Origin of the sequence: uncultured Shewanella sp., assembly GCF_947501225.1 — a bacterium.
Taxonomy (GTDB): domain Bacteria; phylum Pseudomonadota; class Gammaproteobacteria; order Enterobacterales; family Shewanellaceae; genus Shewanella.
On record NZ_CANMUW010000004.1, the window covers coordinates 196236 to 214146 of the forward strand.

A 17911-nucleotide genomic window follows, 5' to 3' on the forward strand; every position below is an offset into this window, starting at 1 on the left:
TCTATTTTAACCTTTTTGTTACCTTAGATTAACCAGGGATGTGTATCAGGATGAGTAATTTCAGAGCCACTGCGGGAATAAAGATAGTAATAAGCCTGTTGCTGATTAATTTGCTCGGCGCTTGTCAGAAAGAGGTGACGCTTCATGCGACCCAGCCTGAGTTACAAACGGTAACGACCATGACACTCACTCCCTCAACGTCATATCAGCATATTCAGGAGTTCAGCGGTACCATACGGGCGGGTAACACCACAGGCATTGGTTTTGAGCTTTCGGGCAAGATTAAGCAGCTTGCGGTCGATAGCGGAGAGCAGGTCGAAGAGGGTCAGCTTTTGGCCCGACTGGATACACGCTTGTTAGAGGCCGAAAAACTGGAGCTGATCGCCAGCCTATCTCAAAATAGTGCGGATCTCGCACTTGCCACCAGCACACTGAACCGAAGTGAGAAGCTAAAACAGCAAGGCTACACCTCTGAGCAACAACTCGATGAGCTTAAGGGGCAACTGGCCAGCTTACAGGCGGCAAAGAAAAGGCTCGAAGCATCACTGCAAGCTAACACTCTGAGAATTGAAAAATCCTCCCTGATGGCCCCCTTCGATGGCGTTATAAGCCAAAGGAACACTAATCTGGGTGAGGTGATAGCCCTCGGCACCCCGGTGTTCACCCTGGTGCAAAACAACAATCCACAGGCATTTGTCGGAGTGCCCATCAAGGTAGCCCAGAGTCTGAAAGCCTCACAAGCCGTCTCCCTCAGGGTTGCCGACAAAGACTACCAGGCAAAAATTGCAGGGATCGGCGCCGAGATCAACCCCATAACCCGAACCGTGCCGCTACGGCTGCTGTTACCTCAGGACTCAAAACTGATCAACGGCGAGCTAGCCTATTTAGCTTATCAAAAGACCATAGAGCAAGCTGGTTTTTGGGTTCCTATCTCATCCCTGACCGATGGCATAAGAGGGCTATGGAATCTGTTTGTTATCGCTGCCGACGAAACAGGAGCTAAGGAGGAGAGTTTTCATATCGAGCGAAGAGATGTTGAGATTATCTATACCAAAGATGATCAGGCATATATTCGAGGCGCGGTGAACAGTGGTGAAGAGTTTATCAGCCAGGGGCTACATAAACTGGTTGTGGGACAAAAGGTAAAACCTGGCACCAATGTGGCTTCGAGGTAGACAATGATAAAAGCATTTGTAGAGAACGGACGTCTGGCAAGCTTATTCATTGCACTGCTGATCGTTGCCGGTTTCGGCGCAATATCCAGCCTGCCGAGGATGGAGGACCCGGAAATAACCAACCGATTCTCATCGGTCATCACCCACTACCCTGGAGCATCTGCCGAACGGGTAGAAGCTCTGGTAACTGAAGTATTAGAGAACCAACTCAGGCGCCTTGAAGAGCTCAAGTTGGTCCAATCTACCTCGCGCCCGGGAATATCTGTCATCCAACTTGAGTTAAAGGACAGTGTCGTAGATACCGACCCCGTATGGTCCAGAGCCAGAGATCTGGTGGCCGACTCTAAACACTTGTTACCGCTACCGGCACAGAATGCCATATTGGACGATCAGCTTGGCTATGCCAATACGGCAATTCTCGGTCTGGTGTGGAAAGGTGGAGGTGAAGCAAGAACCGAAATGCTCAACCGTTACGCTAAGGAGCTGCAGAGCAGATTAAGAGTGCTTAGCGGCACCAATTTCGTAAAACTCTACGGAGCACCTACCGAAGAGATCTTAGTACAATTAGATGGCGACAAGGTTAACAGACTGCAACTCTCGGTAGCCGCCGTGTCCCGGATACTCAACGATGCCGATACTAAAATATCGGCCGGTGAGATCAATAACAGCGATTTCAGGGCATTGATCGAGGTCTCCGGAGAGCTGGACTCAATATCCAGGATCCGTCAGGTGCCGCTTAAAATCGATGAGCAGGGGCAGATCATCCGTTTGGAAGACATCGCCGCGATAAGCAGAGAGGCAAAATCCCCTGCAAGTGCCATTGCTCTGATAGAGCAGGAACAGGGAGTGATGGTTGCGGCTCGTATGCTCAATAATACCAGGGTAGACCTATGGCTAGCCAAAGTCAGAGATGAAGTTGAAGCACTGCAGACAAGCATTCCGGCAAACATCGAAATTCAATGGCTGTTCGATCAGGAAAAATATACTACCGAACGTTTGAGCGACTTAATCGGAAGCTTACTATTAGGTTTCTGCATCATCTTAATCGTTCTCATGTTGACCTTAGGGCTGCGCAACGCTGTCATCGTTTCACTCTCGCTTCCACTCACTGCACTATTTACCCTCGCCTGCATGAAATTTGTCGGGCTGCCTATTCATCAGATGTCCGTCACCGGCTTAGTGGTCGCTCTCGGTATCATGGTCGATAACGCCATCGTTATCGTCGATGCCATATCACAACGAAGACAGCAGGGGATGACAAGACTGGATGCGGTGAGTAAAACTCTGCATCATCTCTGGCTACCACTGGCAGGCTCTACCATCACCACCATGCTCGCCTTCGCGCCTATCGTATTGATGCCGGGGGCTGCCGGTGAGTTTGTCGGTGGGATAGCCATATCGGTAATGTTCGCCTTAATCGGCTCCTACCTTATCTCTCACACCTTGATTGCCGGGCTCGCCGGGCGCTTCGGAGTAGAAGGTAAACAACAGAAGTGGTATCAGGCTGGTATTCAACTTCCCTTGGTAAGCAAGATGTTCAAGTTCAGCTTAAGGCTGGCACTGAAACGTCCACTGTTATCGGGCCTGTTTATAGGGATATTTCCTATTTTAGGCTTCATGGCTGCAGGGAAGATGACTGAGCAGTTCTTTCCTCCATCAGACCGGGATATGTTTCAGATAGAGGTATACCTCTCTCCCCATGCGAGCATAGAGAACACCCGCAGCCGGGTAGAGCAGATTGATAAACACCTGAGAGAGCAAGCGGGAGTTATCCGTATCGATTGGGTCGTTGGAGGCAATACGCCTTCGTTTTACTATAACCTGTTGCAGCGACAACAAGGCGCAGGTAACTATGCCCAGGCCATGGTAAAGGTTACAGATTTTGATACCGCTAACCGTTTAATTCCACAGCTTCAAAAGAGCCTGGATCTCGACTTTCCTGAGGCGCAGATATTGGTAAGAAAGTTAGAACAGGGCCCGCCATTCAACGCACCGGTAGAGTTAAGGGTATTCGGTCCCAATTTAGACCAGCTGAGACTTATCGGTGATGAGATCAGACGCATCCTCTCTGATACCGCCGATGTCATTCACACCCGGGCGACCCTGAGTGCCGGCGCACCTAAGGTGTGGTTTCAAATCAATGAAGACGCCAGCTTAATGAGTGGCCTTAACCTGACACAGATAGCTAACCAGATCCAGATGGCCACCACAGGAGTAACCGGCGGCAGCATTCTGGAACAGACAGAGTCACTACCTGTGAGAGTTAGCCTGCAGCAGAGCACTCGGGAGCAACAAACCAAACTATCTGAAATTAATTTAGTCTCCGCTGTCGGTTCACAAATTCCCCTCTCGGCTCTCTCCAGCAACCATATCGAAGTAAGCCGGGGGGCTATCCCCCGCAGAGATGGTCACAGGGTCAACACCATAGAAGCCTATCTGGTCAGCGGCGTTCTGCCGCAGCAGGTACTCGACGATGCCAAATCAGAGATCGATAAATTGGTGCTTCCCGCCGGTTATCATATTGAGGTGGGTGGTGAAAGTGCCAAACGCAACGAAGCCGTGGGTAACCTGCTTTCCAATATCGTATTAGTCGTGACCTTACTGCTGGCCACCGTCGTGCTATCTTTTAACTCCTTCAGGCTTACGGGCATCATTCTCTTCAGTGCCCTGCAATCGGCCGGACTCGGTCTGCTTGCTGTATACGCCTTCGGCTACCCATTTGGCTTCACCGTGATCATAGGTCTGCTCGGACTGATGGGGCTGGCCATCAATGCGGCAATTGTTATCCTGGCCGAGTTAGAGGAGCTCCCCGAAGCCCGAAGTGGTGACCTTGAGTCGACGGTGACAGCCGTCTCAGGTTGTGGACGACACATAGGCTCGACAACTATAACCACAATAGGTGGCTTCCTGCCCCTAATCATAGCCGGCGGAGGATTTTGGCCCCCGTTTGCCATAGCCATAGCCGGTGGCACCCTGCTTACGACTCTGCTCTCACTGGTTTGGGTACCGACCATGTATCAACTGCTCATGAAACCTGCCAATCAGTGCCGGATAATGCCCCGCAAGATGGTCACGGAGAGCTGATCACAGTGCCTGCTTCGCTATCGGGGAGATGAAACCTCATCAGGTGTTTCACTCCCCCAGCCTCCCAATGCAGCACGTTTGTGCCAGTTAAACCCTCTTTGTAAACACCTCTCACATACTTGCAAAAAAACTGATAAAAACAGCTGTATTTAACCTTAATTAATGTCGCTTTTAGACCTATATCAAATCATTGACAGTTAATGTGATTTAAATTATTGCTTAACATAATAAAAAGCGGACCAAAAAATGAATTATAAAAACTGGCCAATTTCACAACAGATAGGCACCCTAGCCCTGGTATTAACGGTGCTTGTATTCGGAATAACGGGGAGTATCTCTTACTTTACCGCCGCAGATATCCTCGAGGAGAAAGCCGCCACCGCCATGCAGGCTCAAATGCATGGAACATCGGACCTCATTGAGGTGCAATACGGCAGCCTGTTGACGCTTGCTCGTCGCAGCGCCGATGTCCTTCGCGCCATGTACCCCGGCCAGTTCAGAAAGCCCGACAAAACCGTCAAGGTGTTAGGTAAAGCCACCCCCGCGCTCGCCCACGAAAGAGAACAGATAAACGCCTCGAAGAGTAAGGTCGATCGCTTCTCAAACCTAACCGGCGGCACGGCAACCGTATTTGTCCGTGATGGCGATGACTTCCTGAGGATCTCCACCTCATTAAAGAAAGCCGATGGCAAACGCGCGCTGGGCACATATCTGGGGAAAAATCACCCTGGGTATAAGGCCATTATGAGTGGGCAAAATTATGAGGGCTATGCCAAGCTGTTTGGTAAGGACTACATGACTGTATATCGGCCCATAACCTCAATTGAGGGTGAGATCATAGGCATCCTCTATATCGGCTTCGATATCACCGAATCTCTGACTCAACTCCAGCAGGCGATGAATAAGCTCAAGATTGAAGAGTCAGGTTATTTCATGATCATGCGCAAGAGCAATCAATCCGTCATCGCCCACCCCAGCGTCAAATCCGGCGATAAGATGACAGAGCAGTTACTCGGCGGACTGACTATTGAGCAAGCGTTAACCGACAACGGCTCCTGGGAATATATCAACGATAAAAATGAGCCTATGTACGCCTATAGCGTCAACATCCCCGGTTGGGATTGGGCGCTGGTTGGCTTCGCTAAGGTCAGCGAGCTTAATGAGGAGAGCCTGAAACTGCTCAGCATTAATGTTGCAGTAGCCGCCATCGGGATTATTTTAATCACCCTGATGTTATTCCTTGTGTTGATGAAGAGCCTTCGCCCGTTGAAGAAGCTGCAACAGCAGCTGGATCTGCTAGGCAGAGGAGACCTTTCACAAAGCTTCAACCGCCCCAGCAATGACAGCAAGAATGAGGTCGATATGATCACTATCAGTACCTCACAGATGGCCGACAGTTTAAGGCAGTTGATTATCGCGCTTCAGCAATCGGTAAGCACCTTAGAGACTCAGGCGGCAGAAGCCCAGCAAACAGCGAGGCTCAACGGTGAGGAAGCACAGTCACTGATGGCGCAGACAGACCAGATAGCCACGGCCATCGAGGAGATGTCCACCTCCATTCGTGATGTTGCCAGTCATGCAAGTGAAGGGGCCAACAAGAGCCAGCAGGTCGACTCGGCTTCCCGTGAGGGGCATGATCAATTGACCCAGGTGGTTAACGGATTATCCGAGCTGAGTCATCAGCTTAATAACAGCCATGTCAGCGTAGAAAACGTGACCAAAGAGAGCGAGGCTATCAGCCAGGTTACCGAGGTGATAAATGGTATTGCCGAGCAGACAAACCTGCTGGCACTCAACGCTGCAATCGAAGCGGCGAGAGCCGGGGAGCAGGGACGTGGATTTGCCGTGGTTGCCGATGAGGTCAGAACACTGGCACAGCGAACACAAACATCAATTCATGAGATTGGCCTCACCATCACTCAGCTTCAGGCCCAGGTCAAGACAACGGCAGAGCAGATGGGACAGAGTCATCAGCTAGGTATGGCATCGGCTACTCAAGGTGAAGAGGCCGGCATACAGCTCAACCAGATCACCGAAAGTATCGGCGAACTGGCGATATCATCGAGCAGTATTGCCAGCGCAACGGAGCAACAGAGCGCCGTTGCCGATGAGATAACCCGCAATCTTCACCAGATCACCGAGCTTGCACGTGAAGGTGAGCAGAGAGCCGGTGAAACCGTCGATGCGGCGCAGGGCTTATCGAACCTGGCCATGGAGATAAAACAAAAGATCAGCGTCTTTAAAGCTTAAACAGGGTATTTTTATAAAGAGGGCCTGAATGCGTAAAGTATTTGGGCTCTCAAGCTTTCTAAGCCTCTCTCCTCAACCATGAAGTGCCATAGATTCTGAAACAAGTTCAGAATGACGGTTCGAACCCAGAACCTCTCCCCCTCAGAAACTCAAGCTGTCTTCTCAAGCCCGCAACAAGCTTTGCGCCTGAATCACGCTCCTGCAATGAGAAAACAAACGATATACCACCAGTACAGAACCACCTTTAGCCTGGAAAACGATAATGGGGCCTGAAATATTCGTAAGGGATACCCGTTCACTTTGCTGATAATATTGACCGATGACAGTAATGATTATCGGAGCCGTTATATGCAACTTGAAGCGCTGCCCGGGCTTGGGCCTAAGTCTGCCAAGTGGCTTAATCAGATTGGCATCTATACGAGAGATGATTTAATCACAACAGGACCAGTTGAGACTATGGTCAGGCTTGAGCGTGCGGGAATAAAGCCCGGACTCAACATGCTCTACGCTCTTGTTGGCGCGATAGAGGGGTTGAATTGGCAGGAGGTAGCACGAACACGCAAAGCCGAACTGGTATTATCGCTCGATGCGGCTCGCGAGCTGGAAAAGTTATAACCCCCTTGAGATTATCCATAACGCTATAAGTTTATAAGTGTAACTGGCAACAAGTTTCGCGGCTAAAGCCGCTCATACAAAAAAGAGGCACAAAAAAGCCCCGCAACATAAGGCTGCGGGGCTTACGGTAAAAACTAAATCACTCTTTGATTAGTCTTCCTGCTCTGCTTCTCTGTCCATATTTTCTGTATTTTCAAGCCATAACGCATTGATAATACCGAAAGAACACGCCAGCAAAATACCTAATATCCAAGAAAAATACCACATAGTGTTGGCTCCTAATCAGTAAAGTGACGTCTTGTTGTTCTCGATAAAGTTACGAGAAAGGCGACCAAACATCTTCAAGTATGTGTACACGGTATAGCTCAGTACAATAGGTACGAAGATGATTGCAGCCCAGGTCATCACAGTTAAGGTCATCTCACTCGCCGTTGCATCCCACATAGTCAAACTCACGTTCGGCTCCAGTGAAGATGGCATAACGAATGGGAACATAGCCGCACCACAAGTTAAGATCACGGCCGCAATCGCCAGTGAGCTGAACAAGAAAGCGAAACCACTGCGGTTCAGACGACTTGTCAGTAACACCAGAATCGGCATCGCCAGACCCAGTAGAGGGAACAGCATAGTGATCGGATACTTGTCATAGTTTGTTAACCATGCACCAGCTTCCACTGCAACAGTCTTAAGCGTTGGGTCTGAGATACCATGAGAATCGATGACAGAGGTCACGACGTAACCATCGATGCCATTGACTAACCATACGCCTGCTGCGCCGAAGAGCAGGAATAGCGCCACAGACAACAACTGAGAGACCTTAGCCGCACGAACACGCAACTCACCTTCGGTCTTCATCTGTAACCAGGTCGCACCTTGAAGCATAAACATGCTAACGCACACTAAGCCAGCCAATAGACCGAATGGATTCAACAAGCCAAAGAAACCACCGTGATAGGTTGCACGCAGATATTCATCGAAGTTGAACGGCACACCCTGCAGCAGGTTACCAAAAGCTACACCTATGATCAGCGGAGGCACAAAACCACCAACAAACAGAGCCCAGTCCCAGGACTTACGCCATCTTGGATCTTCAATCTTAGAACGGTAATCGAATCCAACGGGACGCAGGAATAACGCAAACAGGGTCAGCATCATAGCGACGTAAAATCCTGAAAACGACACGCCATATACCATTGGCCATGCAGCGAATAACGCGCCACCGGCTGTGATTAGCCAAACCTGGTTACCATCCCAATGTGGAGCGATCGAGTTGATCATGATACGACGCTCGGTGTCATCTTTACCTATGATAGGTAAAAGTGCCCCTACTCCCATATCAAAACCATCAGTAACTGCAAACCCGATGAAAAGCACACCAATCAGTGCCCACCAGATAAATCTTAATATTTCATAATCAAACATAATCAGATCTCCCGCTTAGGCATCAAGCTTTTCAAAGTGATAACGGCCGGTCTTAAGACAACTTGGGCCTTGACGCGCAAACTTGATCATTAAGTAAGCTTCAATCACAAGTAACACAGTGTAGAACAAGGTGATAGAGATAATACTGAACCAAAGATCGGCTACAGAAAGGCTCGACGCTGACATGAATGTCGGCAGAACCTCTGAAATAGTCCAAGGCTGACGACCGTACTCGGCAACAAACCAACCACATTCGATGGCTATCCAGGGTAGTGGCAAGCTGTAGAGTGCAGCTTTAAGTACCCAAGGTTTCTCATCAATTTTGTGGCGAGTGCTCTGCCAGAACGCCGCTGCGAATACAAACAGCATCACAACACCTAAACCAACCATGACACGGAACGACCAGAACATAGGTGCAACACTAGGTATCGAATCTTTCGCCGCAGCGACAATCTGCTCTTCAGTCGCATCGACAACATTTTCGGTATAACGCTTCAGCAGCAGGCCATAGCCCAAATCGACTTTGGCTTCCTCGAATGCCGCACGTAACTCCGGCGTTTCATTACCCGCACGCAACTCAGTCAACATAGCGTAAGCTTTCATACCATTGCGAATACGCACTTCATGCTCTTCAATAAGGTCATGAATACCGGTTACCTGCTCATCGAGAGAGCGGGTAGCGATAATACCCATAGCATATGGGATCTTCACCGCGAAATCGGTTTCCATGGTCTCCTGATTCGGGAAACCAACGGCCGTAAAGGCTGCTGGAGCCGGCTCTGTGTGCCACTCAGCTTCAATAGCGGCTAACTTAACGCGCTGTGCTTCACCAACTTTATAGCCTGATTCATCTCCTAAAACGATAACGGAGAGAATAGAGGCCATACCAAAGCTTGCGGCAATCGCGAACGAGCGACGGGCAAACGGCAGGTCACGCTTCTTAAGGATATAGTAAGCACTGATCGCAAGAACGAACATAGCACCGGCAACATAACCGGAGGCCACAGTATGAACAAACTTCACCTGAGCGACAGGGTTGAACAATACATCGGCAAAACTGGTCATCTCCATGCGCATGGTTTCGTAGTTGAATACGCTACCAACCGGGTTTTGCATCCAGCCATTAGCCACCAAGATCCACAGTGCCGACATGTTAGAGCCCAGTGCAACCAACCAGGTAACCGCTAAGTGCTGGCGTTTGCTAAACCTGTCCCAACCGAAGAAGAACATGCCAACTAAGGTAGATTCAAGGAAGAAAGCCATCAAACCTTCGATAGCGAGCGGCGCGCCAAAAATATCCCCGACATAATGAGAATAATATGACCAGTTGGTACCAAACTGGAACTCCATGGCAAGACCCGTGGCCACACCAAGAGCAAAGTTAATACCGAATAACTTACCCCAGAATTTGGTCATATCTTTATAGATCTGCTTATCAGTCATCACATACAGTGACTCCATGATAGCCAGCAAGAAAGCTAAGCCCAGAGTTAAGGGAACAAACAAGAAGTGATACATAGCTGTCAACGCAAACTGAAAGCGCGATAACTCAACAACCTCTTCTAAAATCATTAGTGACTCCTTAGGTGGTGCATCCATTTATCATAATTGATCCCCATCACTCACGATAAATGCCTATTTAGGAATTTTGTTTTTAGTAGTATTTATACGCCAACGAGCAATATAAATGGCTAAACATCATTTTTTATTAATTAGCCGAGTTATTAAGCAAACATGACAAACCCGACCCAATTTCACGACAAACTTCACACTATTTATTTTATTTGTGATCTATGTACAAATAAAATATCTAAAAAACGAGCTAAGCATTATTTTTCAAAAGCTTAGCGCGACAACATGCTCTTTCCCGCCCCTATTTTATACCATTCAAAATTGATTCAAATCAATCAAACACTCTGTGCAAAACCTATTTTGTGGTAAGGAACACAGTTACACCCACCCCGCCATTGACTATCACCACATTACGTGCTAGGGATAAGCAAATGAGCAAGTTTAACGCAACTTTTACCAATCTCACCATACAAAAAGCAAAAAACACAACAAAATTGGCACCAATAAAATATAAAGATTATTTTTCTTAACTCGCAACAAATTTAAAACAATCACAAAATCAACGCAAGACACTGTTTTAAAAAGACACTTAACCAAACCGAAAACAAAGATAGACATTAGCACCCCAAAATGGATTAGAATTACTAATCTACATGTGAAAAATTTCTCGTTTGATAAGCAACTCGTTAGCACATAACATACACCCTGTGTTGAGGAGGCAGCTTGTTAACCCGGTGAAGTAGCCCGGCAAAGCCCAACTCCGCTCACATCATCTAATTACTGTGTGGAGATACCAATATGAAAAACTTTTTCGACCGTCTAGTTTGCAACTACCAGCGTGTTTTTGTTGAACTTTATACAGCAAGAGAGCTATAAAGCGGCTTTTTTGCCCCCCAAATGATTTCCAGTTTTGTTAGCGCAAAACAGCCACCTGGCTTATTAAGCCGGGTGGCTTTTTCATTTCTGGCCCTCCTCCTCTCTTTTAAGCAGCAAATGAGTCAAGATCACGAACTTGTTTTTCGATTTGCACACCTATAGAAAATCATCATTTTTACTCATTTGGCTTGTTCGTGAACCAAGACGCCACTTTCTTTAGGTTTAGAACTTCATTATCAACTAAACCTTATCTAACCAGTTATTTATAAAGTCTTTTTTATAATGAAAAAACACAAAAAAAAAGAGCCTCGAAAATTTCGAGGCTCTTTTTCAGCCGTTAAAGCTTTAGTAAACGTTAAATTAGCACCACTCAACCTTTACAATCTGTAACATTAGCTCACTATGGAGATCTTCCCGTAGAGCTAAAAAATAAGTGCTATTGCCAGATGATGTTAGCCGATACTCGCTCGCACGTTTCTGAACATTCTCATCCAAGGGCTATCTTCTCCCCACTCATCAGGGTGCCACGAATTAGCAACAGTTCTGAATACACGCTCAGGATGCGGCATCATAATTGTCACTCGTCCATCGGTTGAACTTAATGCGGTAATTGCATTAGGAGAACCGTTCGGATTTTGCGGATACTGAGTCGCTATCTGACCATTTCCGTCAACATAGCGCAGTGCCACTGTACCTGATGCTTCAGCCGCGGCTAATGCCTCGGGCGATGCAAACTCGGCACGTCCTTCACCATGAGAAACGGCGATAGGCATACGTGAACCGGCCATCCCTTCAAAGAACAGGGACGGACTCTTTTGCACTTCGACTAAGCTGAAACGGGCTTCGAAACGTTCAGAGCGGTTACGTACAAAGTGTGGCCACAACTCGGTGCCAGGAATGATATCTTTAAGATTAGAGAGCATCTGACAGCCATTACACACACCGAGCGAGAAGCTATCACTGCGCTCGAAGAAACCACTGAACTGCTCACGGGCACGCTGATTGAAAAGAATAGACTTAGCCCACCCCTCACCTGCGCCCAATACGTCACCGTAAGAGAAACCACCACAAGCCACCAGCCCCTGAAAATCTTCAAGGCTGATACGGCCGCTTAAGATGTCACTCATATGGACATCGCGAGATTCAAATCCGGCCCGGTCAAATGCAGCAGCCATTTCGATATGTGAGTTAACTCCCTGCTCTCGCAGGATAGCCATCTTAGGTGCCGCCCCCTTAAGAATATAAGGTGCTGCAACATCTTCGCTTGGGTCGAAACTCAGATCGACAGTCAGGCCTGACTCGTTCGCATCTTGCTTAAGCTCAAACTCCTCTTTGGCACATTCAGGGTTATCACGCAGCGCTTGCATGCGGTAGGTGGTTTCGGCCCAAATAGTACGCAGCGAAGTGCGAGACTCGGTCAGTACTTCACGCTCGCCGTCACGAATAACAATTTGGTCTGCATCGGTGAGCGTAGCCACCTTATGGCAAGGTACACCCGCAGCGGCAAACTTAGCACTGATAGCGGCGACATCATCGCTGCGAACCTGAATGACGGCACCGAGCTCTTCGTTAAACAAGCGCTCAACGTCATTACCATTCAACGCGCTGATATCGATATCCAGTCCGGTGTGACCCGCAAATGCCATCTCTACCAATGTGGTATAGAGACCGCCGTCACTTCTGTCGTGGTAAGCGATAATGGACTTATCGGCCACCAGTGGCTGAATAACTTCGAAGAAACCTTTCAGGGTAGCAGCATTATCGAGATCCGGCGCAACATCGCCCAGCTCACTATAGACCTGTGCTAAACAGGAGCCACCAAGACGGGTTTGTCCAAGGCCTAAATCGAGGAGCAGCAGCTCTGTTTCACCCTTGTCGCTTCTAAGTTCAGGCGTCACTGTATTGCGAACATCCTGCACCACACCAAAGGCGGTGATAACCAGTGACATAGGCGAGGTGACGCTCTTCTGTTCACCGTTATCTTCCCATGCCGTCTTCATAGACATAGAATCTTTACCGACAGGAATTGTCAGTGACAGCTCAGGGCATAACTCTTCACCGATGGCTTTAACCGCCTCATAGAGACCGGCATCCTCACCCGGGTGACCCGCCGGTGACATCCAGTTAGCGGACAGCTTAATACGTTTGAATGAACCGATATCGCTACCGGCGATATTCATGATCGACTCGGCAACCGCCATACGTGCAGATGCGCCAAAATCCAGCAACGCAAGCGGAGTACGCTCACCCATAGACATAGCTTCACCCGTGTATGAATCATAGCTTGACGCGGTCACTGCACAATCTGCAACCGGTACCTGCCATGGGCCAACCATCTGGTCACGATTTACCAGACCGGTTACCGTTCTGTCACCGATAGTAATAAGGAATGTTTTCTCGGCTACAGTCGGCAAACGCAAGATACGATGCGCCGCTTCCCTAACCTCAATAACACTCTGATCCAGCGCCGGGGAATCGGCCTTGGCGCTGACTACGTCACGGCTCATCTTAGGCGCCTTACCCAGTAGCACCTCTAGCGGCAGGTCGATAGGGTGATTTTCAAAGTGCTCATCACTAAGAATCAGTTCTTTCTCTTCGGTGGCGATACCCACTACGGCAAATGGAGCGCGTTCACGCTGACAGATCGCAGTGAATATCTCTAAATTTTCAGGCGCGACAGACATCACATAACGCTCTTGAGACTCGTTACACCAGATCTCCAGAGGGCTCATGCCCGGCTCATCGGAAGGCACTCTGCGCAACTCAAACTTGCCACCTCGCTCGCCATCATCAACAAGCTCAGGGAAGGCATTTGACAGTCCGCCCGCTCCCACGTCGTGGATAAACTGAATTGGGTTTTCAGCCCCCATCTGCCAGCAGCGGTCGATCACCTCCTGACAACGACGCTCCATCTCCGGATTTTCACGCTGAACAGAGGCAAAATCCAGATCTTCACTGGACTGACCCGATGTCATCGATGAAGCAGCACCGCCGCCTAAACCAATGTTCATCGCAGGACCACCCAGTACGATCAGCTTAGCGCCAACGGTGATCTCGCCTTTCTGCACATGCTCTTCACGAATATTACCTAAGCCACCAGCCAGCATAATAGGCTTGTGATAACCCCGGACTTCGACGCCATTGTGGCTGTTGACTTTCTGTTCATAGGTACGGAAATAACCCACAAGCGCCGGACGACCAAATTCATTGTTAAAGGCTGCGCCACCCAGCGGACCTTCGGTCATGATATCCAAAGCAGTGACGATGCGGTCGGGTTTACCATAGTCGGCTTCCCAGGGCTGAACAAAACCGGGAATCTTAAGGTTCGATACACTGAAGCCGGTCAGTCCCGCCTTTGGCTTAGAGCCACGGCCCGTTGCACCCTCATCACGAATCTCACCACCGGAGCCGGTAGCAGCACCCGGATAGGGGCTGATAGCCGTTGGGTGGTTGTGGGTCTCAACCTTCATCAGTACGTGCATAGGTTCGGTATGATAACCATAAACACCATCTTGCTTAGGGAAGAATCTCCCCGCAGTTGAGCCTGTCATCACAGCGGCATTATCTTTATATGCCGACAGTACATTTTCAGGGGTCGATTCATAGGTATTCTTAATCATTTTGAACAGAGACTTTGGCTGAACTTCGCCATCGATGGTCCAATCGGCATTAAAAATCTTATGACGACAATGCTCGGAGTTTGCTTGGGCAAACATCATCAACTCGACATCGTTAGGGTTACGGCCTAATCGTTTGAAGTTATCGACCAGATAATCGATCTCATCGTCGGCCAGTGCCAAGCCTAACTTGATGTTAGCCTCCTCGAGTGCGAGGCGACCTTCATCAAGCACATTAACACTACCGAATTTTGCCGGCTCAGTACGAGCAAATAGCACATCAGCCTCATTAAAGCCAGGTAAGATAACCTCAACCATACGGTCATGTAGCAGACCATTAAGCACTTTTGATTGCTCGGCGCTTAACTCATCGGCCACGACATAATAAGCCATACCTCGCTCTAAACGCTTAACCTTTTCCAGGCCGCAGTTATGTGCGATATCTGTTGCTTTTGATGACCAGGGGGAGATTGTACCGGGGCGGGGTGTGACAAAATGGAGTTTACCTTCTGGCTTATGTGCTTCGATAGCAGGGCCGTAGGTCAGGATTTTTTCAAGCTGTTGAGTTTCTTTCTCGTCTAGTGACTCTTTCAAATCGGCTAAGTGGATAAACTCGGCATAGATTTGGCGCACCGGTAGTGCTGCCGATTCACAAGCTTGCATCAGCTTCTGTACTCTAAACGCCGAAAGTGCAGGGGCTCCGCGGATGATCTCCATCACGTCATTTCACCTTATATATTATTATTGCAGGGTCAGAACTGGCGCTATTATAGGGAAATGTACGCGACAAATCATCCGTAGTCGCTGTCGAAAACAGTGTTTCCTGTTAATCAAAAAAGCTCATTATAAAAATGTTGAGTCAATTGGGGCTTAAACTAAAAAATGGACCATAATTAGTAAAGATTATTTCACAATAAATCACCTTAAATCACTCTAACAGTGCTAAAAATGGAGTTTTTTTTCACTTGGCACTGATTATGATATAATCGCCGGCTTGCTCGATAAAAATCACTAAATTTAATGACGGGTCACTAATATCCACGATGAAAAAATTGCTGTTTGTCTTACTCGCTTTGACCTTACTGGCTTCCTGCCGGGAGGTGAGTGTGGAACAAACAGAAGTGACCCCACAGCCCGTTAAGAAAACAACCCTCAATGTGGGCACCCTGTATGGGGCGCAGATATTTGTTACCACAGGACAGGGAGAAGCCGGGTTCGACTTTGAGATGGCGAGTCGATTCGCTAAGTATCTTAATTTAGCTCTTAAGATGAAGCCCTACTCCAATATCGGCGAGCTTTATCAGGCTCTGGAGAGTGGCGAGGTCGATCTGCTTGCCGCAGGCCTTGCCGATACGCCGAGTCGGCGGGAGAAATTTCGCTTAGGCCCGCCTCTCTATAGGGTCAATCAGGTTCTGGTCTATAAACAGGGAACCCCGGTACCTAAAGATATCTCGTCGCTGGAAGATAACATCACGGTTATCAAAGACTCATCTTTTGTAGAGACCCTGTCTCAGCTACAAAAGCTCTATCCTGAGTTAATCTGGGAGCAGGAGAAGGAGAAAGATAGTGAAGAGTTGATGGCCATGATTGCCCGCGGGGAGATCACCTATACCATAGCCGATTCAACCACATTTGAAATTAACCGGCGCTATCTTCCGGAGCTCAGGGCCGGCCTCACACTGAAAGAGAAGCAGGCAGTAGTCTGGTTACTGCCGCCTCATAACAGCGATCAACTCATGAGCGATCTACTCACTTTCTGGCACTATGAGAAGCGCTCGGGCACCCTGGCACACCTGAATGAAAAATATTTCGCTCATGTTAAACGCTTCGATTATGTCGATACACGGGCATTTTTACGCGCCATAGATAACAAGTTACCTAAATACAAAGAGCGATTTCAAAAATATGCCGATGGTATCGATTGGCGAAAACTTGCCGCAACGGCCTATCAGGAGTCTCACTGGAACCCAAATGCCCGCTCACCTACCGGTGTTCGAGGGTTAATGATGCTCACTCTACCTACGGCAAAGCAGGTTGGTATTCAGAATAGACTGGACCCGGAGCAGAGTATTAAAGGCGGAGCCAAGTATCTCAATGACATTCTTAACCGGCTACCGGAGTCTATTCCGGACAACCAGCGAATGTGGTTTGCCTTAGCCTCCTACAACATAGGGTATGGCCATGTGGAGGATGCCCGTAAGCTGGCGCAGTCGATGGGACTCAATCCCAGCGCATGGCGGGATCTGAAAGAGGTGCTACCCTTGCTTCAGAAACGTAAATACTATCAGCGTACCCGCTACGGCTATGCCCGTGGCAACGAGGCCGTTCATTATGTCGACAGTATTCGTCGTTACTATGACACTCTGGTCTGGGTAGACAACCAGAGGCAACTTATGGAAAGTGAAAAAAACACTGCAGAAACACAGATTGTCGACCTGAGCACAGAAGGAAAACCTCAAGAAGAGGTTTCGGCAGTACAGCCTCAATAGCGGCTTTGTGTTGCAGATAAGGAGGTAGAATGAGAAAAGCAAAAATAAAACATATGTCCGGAAGACGCAGAACACAGTTAAAATCACGTCACCTGCGTACCATGAACAGGCAGAAGCAGTTCTTCGTCTTTATTCAGCCGGTAAATCCGGCATCCGAGGGCCAATGAAACCAAAAATAACTTGAGGGGTACAGTCCCTCAAGCATATAGATAAGAGACTAGCCGACAGCAGAGTCGTTGCCGTCGGCTTTCAATGCCTCTAACCGCTTCAACTCCTTTTTGAGCTCTTTCTTCTCCTTGCGCCGCCGCCTGAAAAACGCCCTCAACTGTTCACTGCACTCCTGCTCCAATACACCATGACTGACATCCAACTGGTGATTAAATTTAGGGTGCCTGACCAGGTCAATAACCGAGCCGGCCGCTCCGGTTTTTTCATCTTTAGCACCGTAGACCAGCCGGGTGACGCGTGAGTGAACCATGGCCCCGGCGCACATGGCGCAGGGCTCGAGCGTCACGTAGAGGGTGGTATCGAGCAGGCGATAATTCTCAACGAGTTTACCGGCCTGGCGCAGACACTGCATTTCGGCATGAGCACTGGGATCATGCTGACTAATGCTGTCATTAGAGCCAACCGCTACCACCTTATCATCTTTGACCAGAACGGCGCCCACAGGCACCTCTCCCCTCGCCTCGGCCTTACAGGCTTGCTGCATGGCGAGTGTCATAAAATGAACATCTCTATCTAATTGGGTCAAGCTTAGATCTCCAAAAAATTCCTTATATTTCATTATACCCTGATAGCTGTTCAATCG

At 48.7% G+C, this 17911-nt stretch carries 11 protein-coding genes; 6 read left to right on the plus strand and 5 right to left on the minus strand.

Annotated elements, in window-relative coordinates:
* Positions 1-50: 50 nt before the first annotated feature.
* The 4 genes from Q1B47_RS08205 (at position 51) to Q1B47_RS08220 (ending at position 7124) form a co-directional block, all read left to right on the plus strand.
* Positions 51-1175 carry an efflux RND transporter periplasmic adaptor subunit gene (locus Q1B47_RS08205; RefSeq protein ID WP_299791484.1) on the plus strand — a complete coding sequence of 375 codons (1125 nt, stop codon included), beginning with the start codon at positions 51-53 and terminating at the stop codon, positions 1173-1175.
* Positions 1176-1178: 3 nt separating this feature from the next.
* A complete protein-coding gene (locus Q1B47_RS08210) occupies positions 1179-4259 on the plus strand; it encodes an efflux RND transporter permease subunit (protein WP_299791487.1) in 3081 nt (1026 codons plus the stop codon).
* Between the two features lie 246 nt (positions 4260-4505).
* Positions 4506-6509: a methyl-accepting chemotaxis protein gene (locus Q1B47_RS08215; RefSeq protein ID WP_299791490.1), complete on the plus strand. Its 2004-nt coding sequence runs from the start codon at positions 4506-4508 to the stop codon at positions 6507-6509.
* A gap of 348 nt (positions 6510-6857) precedes the next feature.
* Complete coding sequence (locus Q1B47_RS08220) at positions 6858-7124, plus strand: TfoX/Sxy family protein (RefSeq protein ID WP_299791495.1); 267 nt, start codon at positions 6858-6860, stop codon at positions 7122-7124.
* A gap of 150 nt (positions 7125-7274) precedes the next feature.
* Here the strand turns inward: Q1B47_RS08220 and cydX are convergent, their stop codons facing one another.
* From cydX to purL, 4 genes are all read right to left on the minus strand, one after another.
* Complete coding sequence (cydX, locus tag Q1B47_RS08225) at positions 7275-7391, minus strand: cytochrome bd-I oxidase subunit CydX (RefSeq protein ID WP_299791498.1); 117 nt, start codon at positions 7389-7391, stop codon at positions 7275-7277.
* Between the two features lie 15 nt (positions 7392-7406).
* Positions 7407-8546, minus strand: a complete 1140-nt coding sequence (gene cydB, locus Q1B47_RS08230) for a cytochrome d ubiquinol oxidase subunit II (protein ID WP_299791501.1) — start codon at positions 8544-8546, stop codon at positions 7407-7409.
* A 15-nt stretch (positions 8547-8561) separates the two neighbouring features.
* Complete coding sequence (locus Q1B47_RS08235; RefSeq protein WP_299791504.1) at positions 8562-10118, minus strand: cytochrome ubiquinol oxidase subunit I; 1557 nt, start codon at positions 10116-10118, stop codon at positions 8562-8564.
* 1328 nt (positions 10119-11446) lie between these two features.
* Positions 11447-15328 (minus strand): phosphoribosylformylglycinamidine synthase, encoded by a 3882-nt coding sequence (gene purL, locus Q1B47_RS08240; protein WP_299791931.1) that lies wholly within the window; start codon positions 15326-15328, stop codon positions 11447-11449.
* Positions 15329-15654: 326 nt separating this feature from the next.
* Here purL and mltF point away from each other — a divergent pair, with 326 nt between their 5' ends.
* Both mltF and Q1B47_RS08250 read left to right on the plus strand, forming a co-directional pair.
* Positions 15655-17100, plus strand: coding sequence for a membrane-bound lytic murein transglycosylase MltF (mltF, locus tag Q1B47_RS08245; RefSeq protein WP_299791507.1), 1446 nt, complete (start codon positions 15655-15657; stop codon positions 17098-17100).
* 29 nt (positions 17101-17129) lie between these two features.
* Complete coding sequence (locus Q1B47_RS08250) at positions 17130-17267, plus strand: hypothetical protein (RefSeq protein ID WP_299791510.1); 138 nt, start codon at positions 17130-17132, stop codon at positions 17265-17267.
* A 50-nt stretch (positions 17268-17317) separates the two neighbouring features.
* On the opposite strand, the gene tadA is transcribed toward Q1B47_RS08250, so the two are convergent.
* Entirely contained in the window at positions 17318-17887 is a 570-nt protein-coding gene (gene tadA, locus Q1B47_RS08255) for a tRNA adenosine(34) deaminase TadA (protein WP_299791513.1), read from the minus strand.
* Positions 17888-17911: the final 24 nt, after the last annotated feature.